At 65.3% G+C, this 14577-nt stretch carries 17 protein-coding genes; 7 read left to right on the forward strand and 10 right to left on the reverse strand.

Annotation, left to right across the window (positions count from 1 at the left end):
• Window positions 1-196: 196 nt before the first annotated feature.
• From HWX76_RS29175 to HWX76_RS29185, 3 genes are all read left to right on the forward strand, one after another.
• Entirely contained in the window at window positions 197-1198 is a 1002-nt protein-coding gene (locus HWX76_RS29175) for a hypothetical protein (protein ID WP_050017899.1), read from the forward strand.
• Between the two features lie 222 nt (window positions 1199-1420).
• Window positions 1421-2011 carry a DUF4410 domain-containing protein gene (locus tag HWX76_RS29180; protein WP_050017900.1) on the forward strand — a complete coding sequence of 197 codons (591 nt, stop codon included), beginning with the start codon at window positions 1421-1423 and terminating at the stop codon, window positions 2009-2011.
• Window positions 2012-2547: 536 nt separating this feature from the next.
• On the forward strand, window positions 2548-3357 hold the full coding sequence (locus HWX76_RS29185) for a TlpA disulfide reductase family protein (protein WP_089489991.1): 810 nt from the start codon (window positions 2548-2550) through the stop codon (window positions 3355-3357).
• A gap of 78 nt (window positions 3358-3435) precedes the next feature.
• Here the strand turns inward: HWX76_RS29185 and HWX76_RS29190 are convergent, their stop codons facing one another.
• From HWX76_RS29190 to HWX76_RS29200, 3 genes are all read right to left on the reverse strand, one after another.
• Window positions 3436-4620 carry a porin gene (locus HWX76_RS29190; RefSeq protein WP_176016720.1) on the reverse strand — a complete coding sequence of 395 codons (1185 nt, stop codon included), beginning with the start codon at window positions 4618-4620 and terminating at the stop codon, window positions 3436-3438.
• A gap of 55 nt (window positions 4621-4675) precedes the next feature.
• Window positions 4676-5470 (reverse strand): ABC transporter substrate-binding protein, encoded by a 795-nt coding sequence (locus HWX76_RS29195; protein ID WP_089489989.1) that lies wholly within the window; start codon window positions 5468-5470, stop codon window positions 4676-4678.
• 70 nt (window positions 5471-5540) lie between these two features.
• Window positions 5541-6710 carry a M20 aminoacylase family protein gene (locus HWX76_RS29200; protein ID WP_176016721.1) on the reverse strand — a complete coding sequence of 390 codons (1170 nt, stop codon included), beginning with the start codon at window positions 6708-6710 and terminating at the stop codon, window positions 5541-5543.
• A gap of 156 nt (window positions 6711-6866) precedes the next feature.
• On the opposite strand from HWX76_RS29200, the gene HWX76_RS29205 reads away from it, so the two are divergent.
• The gene (locus HWX76_RS29205; protein WP_176016722.1) at window positions 6867-7829 is read left to right on the forward strand and encodes a LysR substrate-binding domain-containing protein; all 963 of its coding nucleotides are present in this window, start codon (window positions 6867-6869) and stop codon (window positions 7827-7829) included.
• 86 nt (window positions 7830-7915) lie between these two features.
• Entirely contained in the window at window positions 7916-8752 is an 837-nt protein-coding gene (locus HWX76_RS29210; protein ID WP_124639190.1) for an ion transporter, read from the forward strand.
• 58 nt (window positions 8753-8810) lie between these two features.
• Here the strand turns inward: HWX76_RS29210 and HWX76_RS29215 are convergent, their stop codons facing one another.
• The 7 genes from HWX76_RS29215 to HWX76_RS29245 all read right to left on the reverse strand — a co-directional run bounded on the left by HWX76_RS29215 (window position 8811) and on the right by HWX76_RS29245 (window position 13167).
• Window positions 8811-9191, reverse strand: coding sequence for a PIN domain-containing protein (locus HWX76_RS29215; protein ID WP_176016723.1), 381 nt, complete (start codon window positions 9189-9191; stop codon window positions 8811-8813).
• Complete coding sequence (locus HWX76_RS29220; protein WP_050017908.1) at window positions 9188-9394, reverse strand: type II toxin-antitoxin system VapB family antitoxin; 207 nt, start codon at window positions 9392-9394, stop codon at window positions 9188-9190. Before HWX76_RS29220 ends, HWX76_RS29215 begins: the two co-directional genes overlap by 4 nt.
• Before the next feature lie 108 nt (window positions 9395-9502).
• On the reverse strand, window positions 9503-10174 hold the full coding sequence (locus HWX76_RS29225; protein ID WP_050017909.1) for a MarC family protein: 672 nt from the start codon (window positions 10172-10174) through the stop codon (window positions 9503-9505).
• 247 nt (window positions 10175-10421) lie between these two features.
• Window positions 10422-11144, reverse strand: a complete 723-nt coding sequence (arsH, locus tag HWX76_RS29230) for an arsenical resistance protein ArsH (RefSeq protein WP_050017910.1) — start codon at window positions 11142-11144, stop codon at window positions 10422-10424.
• Window positions 11141-12238 (reverse strand): ACR3 family arsenite efflux transporter, encoded by a 1098-nt coding sequence (gene arsB, locus HWX76_RS29235; protein WP_089489984.1) that lies wholly within the window; start codon window positions 12236-12238, stop codon window positions 11141-11143. Before arsB ends, arsH begins: the two co-directional genes overlap by 4 nt.
• 65 nt (window positions 12239-12303) lie before the next feature.
• Window positions 12304-12798, reverse strand: a complete 495-nt coding sequence (locus HWX76_RS29240) for an arsenate reductase ArsC (protein WP_089489983.1) — start codon at window positions 12796-12798, stop codon at window positions 12304-12306.
• Window positions 12799-12819: 21 nt separating this feature from the next.
• Window positions 12820-13167: a metalloregulator ArsR/SmtB family transcription factor gene (locus HWX76_RS29245; protein WP_176016724.1), complete on the reverse strand. Its 348-nt coding sequence runs from the start codon at window positions 13165-13167 to the stop codon at window positions 12820-12822.
• Between the two features lie 682 nt (window positions 13168-13849).
• Between HWX76_RS29245 and HWX76_RS29250 the strand changes: the two genes are divergently transcribed.
• Together HWX76_RS29250 and HWX76_RS29255 are read left to right on the forward strand one after the other, a co-directional pair.
• A complete protein-coding gene (locus tag HWX76_RS29250) occupies window positions 13850-14185 on the forward strand; it encodes a SymE family type I addiction module toxin (protein ID WP_089490028.1) in 336 nt (111 codons plus the stop codon).
• Complete coding sequence (locus tag HWX76_RS29255; protein WP_124631449.1) at window positions 14185-14505, forward strand: XRE family transcriptional regulator; 321 nt, start codon at window positions 14185-14187, stop codon at window positions 14503-14505. The genes HWX76_RS29250 and HWX76_RS29255 overlap by 1 nt, the downstream gene beginning before the upstream one ends.
• The last annotated feature ends 72 nt before the right edge of the window (window positions 14506-14577 follow it).

The following is a 14577-nucleotide window of genomic DNA, read 5'->3' on the forward strand; positions in this document are numbered from 1 at the left end:
GCGCCCGCCCTCCCGCTCGATATGCGTCCTTGGCTCAGGATGCACATCGTAAGCGAAGCGGCGAACGGCGTGCACCGATTACCCCATTCGGCCAGTTTCCGTTTCCGGTCACGACGTTCTACAGTTACGACACCGTCATCCGTGCCGCCGCACATCGCCCCGCTCGACGATGCGCGCCCCGATTCCGAGGAAAGCCATGCCGAGTATCTTCGCCGCGCCCGCCGATGCCCCGCCAAGCCCCGTCGCGGCGGAAACGCGCATGGTGCACGACGTAGCAACGCTGAAGCCGTCCGACTACCGGTCGGCGGACGGCGCGTCGTGGGTCATCTCGACCATCACGCCGGCCGCTGACAGCGGCGCGAACGTCACGGGCAAGACGTATTTCGACACCGCCAAAGGCCGGACCGTCCCGGTACCCGACGCGCGCCGCCGCTATGCGAATCGCGGCACGTGGCAGGTCGTCGCGAGTTCGAGCGCTGCCGTCCCCGCGACGGGCCGCTACGACTGGCTCACGCTCGCGTGGCTGCCCATCAACCGGCGGCCGCTGCCGCAAACGCCCGAGCACCTGTATTCGCCGTTCATTCGCGGCGGCACGATCGTCTATCGGTGGAATCCGGCCGCGGAAGGCGGCGAGCAGTTCGGCAACGTGCGGATGATTTTTCCGGAATGGACGCAGCACGTGGCCGATGCGTTGCGGTCTCCGCCCGCTGCGGGGCCGGACGGCGCGTCGTCGGCCCCGCCTGCGCTCGATCGCCTGAAAACAGACATGAACCCGATGGCCGCCGTGCTCGACTTCGACGACGCGCTGCGTGAGGAACCAGTGGGCCCGATCGTTGCGCGACTGCCCACGCTGCTGCGCGGGAAGGACCTGCACGAACTGTCGGCGATCGTGTTCCTGTGCCTGTCCGCAGCGCGCGAAGAGGACCGGCCGCGCTTCGTCGAAACGATCGACGCGACGATCGCGGGCACAGATGACCGCGAACGTCTGCTGGCGATTGCGTACGGGGCGTTCGCCGCGGGGCGGACGCGACCGGTTCCATTCCGCGATAACGCGCTGAACGCACTCATCAACGATGTATTCGGCGCGCTGAAACAGCGCACGACGGCACTCGGCGTGCCGGTCGAGCAAGGGTCGCCGTGGTACGAGTTCTTTACCGCGTATCGGCTCGGTGAAGCACGGGCGGGCAACGGCCAGTAATCGCCCGCGAAGCGATGTCATCGCGAAAGCAGGAGCAAATCTCCAACGCCGCTCATCACTCGCCGCACATTGTCTCGGCGCTTCCTCGGTGCAAACCCGCCGCGCCGTCCCAATACCGAATCGATTTCCCCCGCTATTCGGCGATTTGAATCGGATCGCGCCGTGCTAAATTCCCGCTCGGCCACAAGGCCCATTCAAATAAACTCAATCAAAGACCAAATCATGAAATCTCTTATCCGCCATGCCGCACTGGCATTCGTGACGATCGGCTTCCTGTCGGGCTGCGCCAGCAGCGTGACGCGCGACGCCCGCGATCCGGCAGGGGCCACCGTGACCGCATCGACGCCCCAATTCGGCAAGAAACCCGTGATCGTGAAGGTCACGCTCGACAACGCCGCGCAGGAAGCGTTGAAAGACAACCTGAAGTTCGATGCGAAGAAACTGCAGGAAAAAATCGAACAGGCACTGGACGCACGCAAGCTGCTGGCCAAAGCGGATGCAACCGATGCGATGCACCTGAATGTCGAAGTCACCGGCATTCGCGTGCGCTCGAGTTTCTCGGCCGTCATGTTCGGCTTCATGGCCGGCAGCGATTACGTCGACGGCACCGTCACGTTCGCCGATGCCGACAATCATCCGCTCGACCACTTCAAGGTGTCGGCGTCGTATGCGCTCGGCGGTATCGCGGGCATCGACAGCATGCGCATGGACTGGCTGTACGAGAAATTCACCGAGAAGACGATCGCGACGCTCGATCCGGCGACCGCGGCAACGCAAGGCGACGCGGCATCGACGGCGTCGAAGAAGCTGTAAGACCCGGCGCCCGACGGCTCGTGGATGCGCGGCCCGTCGGGCCATGGCGGCAGCCCTGTGTCGCCGCCAACGAGCGGCCGCGCCAGCCGCCAACCGGGTGCCAGGCAATGCGTAAGTGAATGCCTAGCGCTCGCATCTTGCAGCGTTCCCATCCCGCTGAACCAGCCGATATGCATCGGATGCCGCCGCGCCCACCGACCGCCACAAGATACTCATGCCCGCACGCACCACGCTAAGCACGACGCTAAAAAAGCGGCCGCTCGCGAGCGGAGCGGCCGTCAAGGAGAGATCCCTGTGCGGGATACCGGCGGACACCACACCAGACCGATCTGATTCGCTGCACGTCGGCGTGCACATCACGCAGTCCTGAGCTGCCCCGGGCGCCTGTCGCGATCCGCAACACGCCGTTACGTTCGCGGAGGGAACCCCCATGCGCGGCAACCGGTCGAAACGCCGCACGACCGTCGACCGCTTCATCGTCGCGGCGGACCATCCCGTCTTCTGTCCCGCTCGATCACGTCCATTCTTCCTATTTCATGTTGAGCATCGGTCCCTTCTCGATCCGCGTCGTCGCGGTCGCCGTCGCCGCGCTGCTGGCGTGGCTCGTCGCGCGTGTCATCCAGCGTCGCCCGCCGGACGGGCATCACAAGACCGCGTCAGGCCTGATCCTCGACGCGCTGCTGCTCGGGTTGATTGCCGCGCGTGCCGGTTACGTCGCGCAATGGTGGCCGGACTACGCGGCGTCGCCGCGCGCGATCGTCGCGCTCGGCGACGGCGGCTTCGACGCGCGCATCGGCATCGCGGCCGCGCTGGTGTTCGCCGGCTGGCGTCTGCGCCGCCTGCCCGCGCTGCGTCGGCCGGTGCTGGCCGGCATCGTCGCGGGCCTCGGCGCGTGGGGCATCGCGCAAGGCACGCTGGCGACGTTGCAGCGCGGCGCGCCGCCGCTTGCAACGATGCCGCTCCAGGCGCTCGATTCGACGCCCGTATTGCCCGCGGGCTTCGTCGGCAAGCCGGTCGTCGTGAACCTGTGGGCGACGTGGTGCGCGCCGTGCCGCCGTGAGATGCCGATCCTCGAACAGGCGCAGCGTGACCATCCGGGCATCACGGTCCTGATGCTCAACCAGGGGGAAAACGCGCAAGCCGTGCGCGCGTTCCTCGAACAGCAGAACCTGCGCTTCGATCACGTGCTGCTCGACCCTTCGCTGCACGCGATGCACGCGTATGGCTCGCGCGGGCTGCCGACCACGTTGTTCTTCAATGTGAAAGGCGAACTCGTCGAATCGCATATGGGCGAGCTGACCGCCGCGCGGCTGAAGGATGCCGTCACGCAACGCTTCGGGCAGTAATGACCGGCGACCCCACGCGCCGGGCACGCAGTGCGCGCCCTGCACGATGCCGGCCGCCGGTCTTCCCGCGTCACGCACTCAGAACTTGTGCCGAATCCCCGCATGCACCATCAGTTGCTTCGACGTCGACGATAGATCCGCCGCCCCCGGGATATAGGCCTGATCGAGCGACGAGCCGGTCGCGTCGCCGGCAATCCGCTGGTACGCGCCCATCAGGTAGACGTCGGTGCGCTTGGACAGGTTGGTGTCGGCCATCAGCCCGATCGAATGGATCTTCGGTTTCGCGCTGCCCGTGGTCGCGTCGTAGCGCACGGTCGTGTACACGTACTGCGCGCCCACAAAGAACGCCGGCGTGAACTGATACCTGCCGTTCACTTCGAAGTTCTGGTACTTGATCGCCGTGACCGCGCCGCCCGCGAGCGGCCCTGTCACCGGTTCGATTGTCTCGTCGCCGAACAGGTAGCCGACGTTCGCGGTCGGCCGCGTGACGTTGCTGTTCGTATACGCGAACCCGACCGTCGCGGGCCCTGCGGTGTAGTTGATGCCCGCGCCGAAAATCCGCAATCTCGCCGACGCGAAGTTCGCATCCGCGCCGACCGACCCCGCGCCCGCGATCGCGCCGCCGGCCGTCGCGCCCGGGTTGTCCGCATTCAGGAACGCGGCGCCGACGAGCAGGCCGCCCTGCTCGTACTCCGCACCGACGCTCCATTGCCGGTTGTTCGCGAACCCGGTGTCGTTGCTGAAGCTGTACGTGCCGCCGAACGAGAAGCCGGCAAAATCCGGGCTCGCGTACTTGACCGTGTTGTTCACCCGGAACGTATTGCCGGTGTTGTCGTTGTCGAGCGGATGCGAGAACGGATAGACGCCCCAGCTGCCGTTCGCGGTCGTCGGCGCAAGGAAATCCACGACTGCGTCGTATTGCCGGCCGAGCGTCAGCGTGCCGAAGCGCGTGCTGCCGAGCCCGACGTAAGCCTGCCGCCCGAACATCCGGCCGCCCTGCGCGAGCGTGCCGCTGTTCACGTTGAAGCCGCTCTCGATCTGGAACAGCGCACTGTAGCCGCCGCCGAGATCCTCGGTGCCCTTCAGCCCCCAGCGGCTGCCCTGCGCGAAGCCGCTCGCCATCTGCCACGCGCCGTGCCCGCCGACGTTGTTCGTATAGTCGATGCCCGCATCGATCAGCCCGTACAGCGTGACGCTGCTCTGCGCGAACGCCGGCACCGCACAGAGTGCCGGCATCACGACGAAAAACAATCTCCAGTTCATTCGCCTTCCTTATTGATTTGATTATCCCCACCCGCTCGCTATGATGCGGTGCCGCTTACTTCGCGCCGTAGATGTCGAAGTCGAAGTACTTGCGGTTGATCCGCTGATACGTGCCGTTCGCGAGGATCGTCGCCAGCGCGCGATTGAATGCGTCGCGCAGGTCGGTGTCCTGCTTGCGCAGCCCGAGGCCGTCGCCCTGCCCGAAGTATTTCGCGTCGTCGATCGCCGCGCCGACGAACATGAAGTCCTTGCCCTGCGGCTTCTTCAGGAAGCCGTCGCTGGCCGCGATCGACGCCTGGAACGCCGCGTCGAGCCGCCCCGTCACGAGATCGGCGTACACCTGGTCCTGGTTCTGGTACGACTCGATCTGCACGCCGGCCGGCTGCCAGTTCGCGATCGCATAGTCGGCTTGCGCGGAGCCCTGCTCGACGCCGACGCGCTTGCCCTTCAGCGACGCGGCCGTCGGCAGCAACGGCGAACCCTTGCGCGCGACCAGCCGCGCCGGCGCATTCGAGATCCGGTTCGTGAACGCGATCTGCTGCATGCGTTTCGGCGTGATCGTCATCGACGACGCGATCACGTCGAACTTGCGCGCGAGCAACCCCGGAATCATCCCGTCGAAACTCGACTCGACCCACACGCAGCGCGCATGCAGCTCCGCGCACAACGCGTTGGTGATGTCGATCCCGAAGCCCGTCAGCGTGCCGTCCGGCTGCTTGTATTCGAGCGGCGGGTACGTGGGATCGACCGCGAGGCGAATCTCCTTGCCCGTCCAGTCGCCCGCGTGCGCGGCGCCTGCGATCGTCGTTGCCGTCAGCGCCATTGCGAGCGCGGCCATCCATGGTTTCATTGCCTGTCTCCTTGTTTCCGTCGTTGAAGGTGAATCGAATCCGTATGTCCCGCGTGTCCGCCTGTCCGGCTCACGCGAGGTAGCGCTCCGCGAGCGCGATCCAGTAGCTCGCGCCGATTGCAAGGCACGCGTCGTTGAAATCGTAGCCGGGGTTATGCAGCCCGCAGCCGGCCGCGCCGTCGCCGTTGCCGATCGACAGGTAGCTGCCCGGACACGCGTCGAGCATGAACGCGAAATCCTCGCTCGCCGCGATCGGCCGCAGATGCGGGATCAGCGCGTCGTCGCCGCCCCATTCACGTGCGACGTCCCGCGCGAATGCCGTTTCCGCTGCATGGTTGACCAGCACCGGATAGCCGTAGCGATAGTCGATCTCGGCCATTGCGCCGTAGCTGTCGGCCTGGCCGTGCACGATCGCGCGGATGCGCCGTTCGAGCAGCGCGCGCACGTCCGGCGACAGCGCGCGCACGCTGAGTTCGATATCCGCATGAGGCGGAATCACGTTCGATGCGGTGCCCGCGTGGATCGAGCCGGTCGTCACGATCGCCAGCTCCTGCGGATTCACGTTGCGCGACACGATGGTCTGCAGCGCCATCACGATCGACGCGCAGACCACCACCGGATCGATCGTCGTGTGCGGCGCCGCACCGTGGCCGCCGCGCCCGATCACGCGCACGCGCACCTCGTCGGCCGACGCCATCGCGGGACCGTCGCAGAAGCCGAGCACGCCGGCCGGCAGGCCCGGCACGTTGTGCATCGCGAACACGGCATCGCACGGGAAACGCGTGAACAGCCCGTCGTCGAGCATCCGCTTCGCGCCGCCGAGCCCTTCCTCGGCCGGCTGGAAAATCAGGTTCAGCGTGCCGGTGAAGCGCCCGCGCTCGGCCAGGCACCTAGCCGCTGCGAGCAGCATCGCCGTATGGCCGTCGTGGCCGCACGCATGCATCACGCCGTCGTGCAGGCTTGCATGCGGCAGCCCGGTTGTCTCGCGGATCAGCAACGCATCCATGTCGGCGCGCAGCCCCAGGCGCTTCCCGGCGCCCCGCGCGAGCGTGCCGACCACGCCGGTGCCGCCGACGCCGCGCGTCACCTGATAACCCCATGTTGTCAGGCAGTCGGCGACGAGCGCGCTCGTCGCGTGTTCCTCGAACCCCAGCTCCGGATGCGCGTGCAGCCGGCGGCGCAGCGCGATCATCTCCGCCTCGATAGCCGCCATTTCAGGCGAAATTCGTGCTCGATCCACCCTCGATACTCCTCGATACGTGCCGGTTTCCGATCGCCGGAATGGCGGATCGTGGCGAAATCGTAGGCAGCGAAAAAACCGGCGAACAGCCGCAGTTTCGTTATGATGACAACCTTTCGTTGTCGGCATTCATCCCCTCTCACACCATCCCGCACCATGAGCACGATCAAGCTGCATCAGTTGCAGGCGCTCGTCGCGAGCGCGGAAGCCGGGAGCATCCGTGGCGCGGCGCGCACGCTGGGGCTGTCGCAGGCGGCCGTCACGCGCGCGCTGCGCGAGCTGGAGGCCAGCGAGCGCCTGCCGCTGCTGGTTCGCGCCCCGGAAGGCATCGGCTTCACCGACTACGGGAAGACGCTGCTCACGCACGCGAAGCTCGTGCTCAAGCAGCTCGAGCATGCGCAGAGCGATCTCGAACGGATGCGCGGGCGCGTCGAGGGGCGGCTGAGTGTCGGCGTCACGCCGTGGCTGACGATGACGTTCCTCGCGGAGACCGTGCTGCAGTTTCGCGAGCGGATGTCCGACGTGCGCCTCGAACTCTATGAAGCGCTGATGGCCGTCGCGCAGCCGCTGCTGCGCGACGGCAGCATGGATTTCGCGCTCGGCCACGTGCAGCCCGGCAGCGGCGCGCGCGAATTCGCGTTCGAGCCGCTGCTGCGCTACGACACGTCGGTGATGGTGCGCGCCGGGCATCCGCGCGAGCGCGCGACGTCGGTGCACGATTTGCTCGATTGCGACTGGGTGCTGAATTCGTCGGCCGACGGCCAGGCCGCGCTGATCGACTACCTGTTCACGCGGCACGGCGCGCGGATCGACGAACGGCGCATCGTGCGCGCACAGTCGGTCGCGATGTTGCAGACGATGCTCGAGCAGGCCGGCATGTGCACGTGGTGCCCGACGATCCTCGCCGCGGTGCCGCCATTCGGCGAGCGGATGCGCGTGCTGCCGCTGAAGGAGACCTTCGAGCCGAGCGAACTCGGCATCGTCACGCGGCGCAGCAGCACGCTCGGCGATGCGGCGCGTTGCTTCATCGACTGCCTGTTGCACGTGATCCGCCAGCATGCGCGCTCGGCGCGCAAGGAGGATCTCGCGCTGTTTCACACGCTCACGCTGCTGATCTGACCGCTAGCGCGGCGGCTGGATGCCGCCCGGCTCAAATCAGACATGTCCGATAGGCCCGGCGATACGCGGTCCGTACACTCGGATCCATGATTTCGCTGATCCAGTCCTCCTTCGATACGGCGCGCGATGCCGTCACGCAAGTCGCGCGCCGCCCTTCGTTCCTGCGCAAGCTCGACATCGCGGTGCTCGTGCTGATCGTCGCGAGCGTGCTCGTCGTGATGGCCGACAGCGTGCAGGAGCTGCACCAGCAATACGGCCACGCGCTCTACGCGGCCGAATGGGCGTTCACGCTGCTGTTTTCCGCCGAGTATCTGCTGCGCCTCTGCGCCGCGAAGAAGCCGGCCGCGTATGCGCGCAGCTTCTTCGGCATCGTCGATCTCGTGTCGGTGTTGCCGACCTATCTCGCGTTCTTCTTCCCCGGCCTGCACGCGCTGATCGACGTGCGGCTGCTGCGCCTGCTGCGCGTGTTCCGCATCCTCGGGCTGTCGATCTATCTCGAGGAAGGGCAGTTGCTGATGCGGGCGCTCACGCGCGCGCGGCGCAAGATCTTCGTGTTCATCGGCGGGATGTTCGTGCTCGTCGTGATACTCGGCACCGTGATCTTTCTGGTCGAAGGGCCGGAGCACGGGATCACGAGCATTCCGGTCGGCGTCTACTGGGCGGCCGTGACGATGAGTACGACCGGCTACGGCGACCTGACACCCGTCACGCCGCTCGGCCGGCTGATCACGTCGTGCGCGATCTTGCTCGGCTACGGGATCATCGCGTTTCCGACCGGGATCATGGGCGCGGAGCTGGTTGCATCGGCGATGGAGCGCAAGCGCCCGAATGCTGATACGGATACACGCTGCTGCCCGAACTGCGGCGCGGCGGTTCCGCCGCCCGAGCCAGTTGACGCTGCCGCGCCACGACGACCAGAGTAGGCCCTGTTCTATTCCGATTCCTTCCCTGCGGCCGACGCCGGCGCATGCCGTCTTTAGCTCACTTTGAAGTCGGACGGAATTCGACCGAGAAACGATCCGCCAACGCTGCAAGACGACGATCCAGGGTCCAGAAGCGCGCCCCCGGCGTGATCAACGTGGACGCCAACAAGGTCAGATCGACGAGACCGCACCGCATCCCGTAGAGCTTCTCGCGCTCCACGAATGCCATTACCTCAGACATGCTGGCCTGATTGCATTCCTGAAGCAATCCGAGGTCGTTCAGCGTTCGCAGTCGTGGCGCCGGCGGCGTCCCGCAAGCAAGTTCACCCAGCACCATCGGATGCATCAGTACGGCATCGAGCGCAAGCAGCTCGAAAAGTGTCTGATTTCTGTTTCGAAAGTGATCAACCCAGACTGACGTGTCAATCAACACATTCATTGCGATTCCGGTTCCTGGCGACGTCGCGGAATATCTGCCATGCCGGACATGGATCCGCCCAGTGCTGCCAGGCGTTTGGCGGCCTGGACACGTACAAACGTCTTGATTGCCTCCCTGAACAAGTCCGCCTTATCCATTCCGGGCTCGGCCATTTGGAGGGCCTTCGTGTAGAGCTCGTCGTCGATAGTGACCGTGGTTCGCATTGCCTACCTCCATCAAAATTGATGCGATAACGCACCAATTTTATCACCTTACTCAGTTATAGACGAGCAAACACTTCATGCACGAACGGTCGGCGCCTATGCCATCGGTCACCCCGTCTGCCCGCCCAGCATCTGCACAAACGCGGCGAGTCCCGTCAGCATGATCTGCACGCCCACGCACAGCAGCAGGAACGCGGACACGCGCATCGCGACCTTCGTCCCTTCGCTGCCGAGATAGCGCGCGAGCGTCGTCGCGCGGCTGTAGATCTGCCAGATCGTGAACGCGACGAGCGCCGCGACCGCCACCGACACGATGCCCGACAACACGTAATCGCTCGCCGTATGCGCACGGTTCGCATGCAGCGCGATGCCGGCCGCGATCGAGCCGGGGCCGATGGTCAGCGGGACCGTCAGCGGAAAGAACGCGCGCGACATCAGCTTCGGCAGATCGTCGCCGTGCGCGGCGACATCGCCGCCGGCCGGTACGTCAGGCGCATTCAGCATCGACCAGCCGGCCACCGCCACCGCCAAGCCGCCGCCGATGCGCAGCGCCTCCATCGAGATTCCGAAGAAGTTCAGCACCGGCGCGCCAACGAAAAAGATCACGAGCAGCGTGAAGAACACGTTCGTCGCGAGCTGCTTCGACAGGATCGCGCGCTCGGCTTCGGTCAGCGATTGCGTGCGTTCGAGAAACACGAACGCCATGCCGAATGGATTGATGATGCCGATCAGGCCCGTGAAGCCGAACAGGATTTCAGGGATCAGGCGGTCGAGCTGCATCGCGATCGTGCTCTCCGGTAGCGAACGGGAATAAAAAAGCGGCCAGTCGAGAAGACCGGCCGCAAAAAGGAGATGTCTCCATGATCCGGCACACGGTGTATGCCGGGCCGCAGAAACTGAATTGTCGGGAATCTGAGTCGGGATGGAAATCAGTCGAGTCTGATTTTGCTGAGCGCCGGACAATTCGACGGGCACGCGTAAGGCCGCATGCGCGGCGGGCGACGTCGCCCCCGGCTCGTCAACGATCTCAGATGCTGCGCTGATTGACCCGCTGTGACAGCGCCTCCGCGCTTTCCTTGCGCTCGCTGTACCGGTCGACCAGATAGGGGCCGACGTCGCGCGTCAGCAGCGTGAACTTCACCAGTTCCTCCATCACGTCCACCACGCGGTCGAAATACGCGGACGGTCTCATCCGCCCCGCTTCGTCGAATTCCATGAACGCCTTGGCCACCGACGACTGGTTCGGGATGGTCAGCATGCGCATCCAGCGCCCGAGCACGCGCATCTGGTTCACCGCGTTGAACGACTGCGAGCCGCCGCTCACCTGCATCACCGCAAGCGTCTTGCCTTGCGTCGGCCGCACGGCGCCCGTCGACAGCGGAATCCAGTCGATCTGCGCTTTCATGATCCCGGTCATCGCGCCGTGCCGTTCCGGCGAGCACCACACCATCCCTTCCGACCACATCACGAGCTCGCGCAGCTCGACCACTTTCGGATGACTGTCGGGCGCATCGTCCGGAAGCGGCAATCCGCTCGGATTGAACACGCGTACCTCGGCGCCCATCGCCGTGAGCAGGCGTGCAGCTTCCTCGACCAGCAAGCGGCTGAACGAACGCTCGCGCAGCGACCCGTACAGGAGCAGGAGCCGAGGCGGATGGGTCGATGGCGCGGCAGGCCGCAGTTGCGTGGCGTCCGGCACGCGGAACAGCGTGGCGTCGAGTTGCGGCAGGTCTTTCAGGGAGTCGGTCATGGAGCGCTTCTCTCGTGATCTCGAGCCCGGCGCTCGTACCAGCCCTTCGACCGGTTGACGATGCGCACGACCAGCAACATCACCGGCACCTCGACCAGCACGCCGACGACGGTGGCCAGCGCTGCGCCGGAATGGAAACCGAACAGGCTGATCGCGGCCGCGACCGCCAGCTCGAAAAAGTTGGATGCGCCGATCAGCGCCGACGGGCACGCGATGTCATGCTTTTCGCCGACCGCGCGATTGAGCCAGTAGGCGAGCGCGGAATTGAAGAACACCTGGATCAGGATCGGCACCGCGAGCAGCGCGATCACCAGCGGCTGCTTCAGGATCGCTTCGCCCTGGAACGCGAACAGCAGCACGAGCGTGGCCAGCAGCGCGGCGATCGACCATGGGCCGATCTGCGTCATCGCGGCATCGAACGCGGCCTGACCCTTCGCGAGCAACCGCTTGCGCAGGATCTGCGCGACGATCACCGGAATGACGATGTAGAGCACGACCGACGTGAGCAGCGTCGCCCACGGCACCGTGATGGCCGACATCCCCAGCAGCAGGCCGACCAGCGGCGCGAACGCGATCACCATGATGCTGTCGTTCAGCGCGACCTGCGACAGCGTGAAGAGCGGATCGCCGCCTGTCAGCCGGCTCCACACGAACACCATCGCCGTGCACGGCGCGGCAGCCAGCAGGATCAGCCCGGCGATATAGCTGTCGAGCTGATCCGCCGGCAACAGCGGTGCAAACAGATGGCGGATGAACAGCCAGCCGAGGAACGCCATCGAGAACGGCTTGACGAGCCAGTTCACGACGAGCGTGACGCCGATGCCCTTCACGTGCTGACGCACCTCGTGCAGCGCGCCGAAGTCGACCTTCACCAGCATCGGCACGATCATCACCCAGATCAGCAGCCCGACCGGCAGATTGACCTGCGCGTACGCCATCCGGCCAATCGCGTGAAACAGGCCGGGCAGCGCCTGGCCGAAGGCAATGCCCGCGACGATGCACAGCGCCACCCATACGGTCAGGTAGCGTTCGAAGAAGTTGATGGCGGGTTGCGTGACCGCCGTACCGGGCGGCGCGACATTGGGCGTATTCATCGGACGAGGTTCCGTCTTGAAGTCATGAGCGGCCGCTCGTTTCGCGCACATCGCGCTGCGCGCGGTCAGTGTTGTGCAATCTCGATCAGCGCCGCGTGAAGTGCGTCGTCGCTCATGCGATCGAGCGGCAGCGCCAGCAACTGCAGCATTCGATAGCCGATCGCTTGCCGAGTCAGTTCGAAGGCGAGACGCTTGCCTGCTTCGCCGCCCGTCGCGTTCGACGGATCGGCGTAGCCCCAATGCACTTTGACCGGGCTGCCGGGCCAGTACGGGCACGTCTCGGACGCCGCGCTGTCACAGACCGTGATGACGACGCGCATCTCGGGCGCGCCGTCGCCGACGAATTCGTCCCAGCTTTTGCTGCGAGCGTCGCCGACGTCGACACCGGCGTTCGTCAACGCTTCCAGCGCGAACGGATTCAGACGGCCGCTCGGTGCGCTGCCGGCGCTGTAGGCATGCACATCCTTGCCGAGTTTCGCGGCCCAGTGATTGAGCATGCCTTCCGCGAGCACGCTGCGCGCCGAGTTGTGGGTGCAGAGGATCAGGACGTTCGTGGTCATGGGCGAGCACGCGAATGCGCGTCAGGATTGACGGGAGCGGTCGATTTTTGCGGAAGGCGAGCAGCCGGACACCGGCGAGCACGGATTGCCGCCGCAACAGTTCTCCGTGAGATAGCCGAGCAGCCCGTTCATCGTGTCGAAGTTCGCGCAATAGAACACGAAGCGGCCGTCCTGACGGCTCGTCACGAGCTGCGCGTGCGCCAGCTCTTTCAGGTGAAAGGACAGCGACGAAGGCGGCACGGCGAGCAACGTGGCGATCTGGCCAGCCGGCATGCCTTGCGGCCCGGCCTGCACGAGCGCGCGAAAGACCGCGAGGCGGGATTCATGCGCGAGCGCCGCGAGTGCGGCAATGGTTTCGTTCGCTTCCATATTTCTATAATAGTCGAAATATGGAAATAGGGGAAGCGATGCCGAGGCATGGCATCGCCGGGGCGGTCTGTCGGTCAAAACGAGGCGTGATATCGAACACGTGTTGCCGCGCGCGCCGGCTCGCCACCATACGGCCGGTGTCTCGGTCCGAAACGACAGTCGGCCTGATCCTACCCGCGCCCGTGCAGTCGAACGGACAGCGCCTTCCGTACGGCCCCTGCGTCGACCCCTCGCGCCCTCGCCTCGTCGGTCGACCGTTCAATTGCCGCGATACGTCGACACGTGCCGCGGCGAACACAGCAACGGCGCGTGATGAACGAGATACTCGTGCGGTACGCGGCCGGCTGATCGAAGCCCGTCTCTGAAACGCTTTCTGACACATCGTCCATGACGTGGCGATGCGTCCAGCCAATGCGAATGTCGCGGAATCGTTGTGCAGCAAGCATTCGAAGCATCGGCCAAATGGCCAATGCCGATGAATTCGTACATGACCGGTGCCTGACGCCGGATGTTCTCCGCTACAGTGGTTGCACGTTTTCGCGAAGCGTCTCGGGCTGCTTCGGCATGCGATGCATGTAATGGAATGGCGCTCGAAACTCGCTGCGTAAACGAGCGCGGCCCGTAGGTGAAACAGCACCTGCAGGCCGCTGACCATAACCAACTCCACACAGGAGAGTTAACCATGGCTGGCGCGAATCATAACGCACCGACGTATTTCCGCGATTGTTTTGTCTCCCCTCGCTCGTCTCTTCAATCTGGCCGCATCGTGCCGCACATCCGGCTCACCGACATGGCGCCGCCTGTCATGTGTGTGTGGATGAAGCTGTCCGGCCGGTGGATCGAGGCAGCAGGCTTCGATCCCGAGCAGCGCCTGCGAATCGAGGTGTCGCACAAGCGGCTGGTGATCACGCCGATGGACGACGCGGATTGCGCTTCGGTCGAGAGCGCGGGACTCCCCGATATCGATCGCGGAACCGGGCAGCAGCGGCGCCTTTCGATGATGACGGAGGAAGCGTAATGAACTACGACGCATCGAATCAACGCACCGACAAGGTGCCGGACGATTTCGACTACTACGACGTCGGTGAACTGACGGCCAAGTCCGTCCTCGTACTGAAGCTCAATGCGCTGATGGTGTCGCGCGGCCTGACCGAAGAAGAGGCTGCAGCGCTCTCCGAAATGGCCCGGCCGGTCGTCACCCCCGAACAGCGCGAGCGGCTCCGGAACGTGACGCTGGACCAACTGATGCTGACGCTGGCGTCGTTCGGCCAGCATGTGGAGATCGTGGTGCGGCCGGCGGGGGGATCTGGGCCGGCGGGCATCACGGTTTCGGTCTGACGGGCCGGAGCACGGCTTAAAGAAGTGTGTTGCAGCCGGAAGCGCATCAGCGCTCGCATGAGGCAGCGTCAG

Source organism: Burkholderia sp. BCC0398, assembly GCF_902833245.1.
Lineage (GTDB): Bacteria > Pseudomonadota > Gammaproteobacteria > Burkholderiales > Burkholderiaceae > Burkholderia > Burkholderia sola.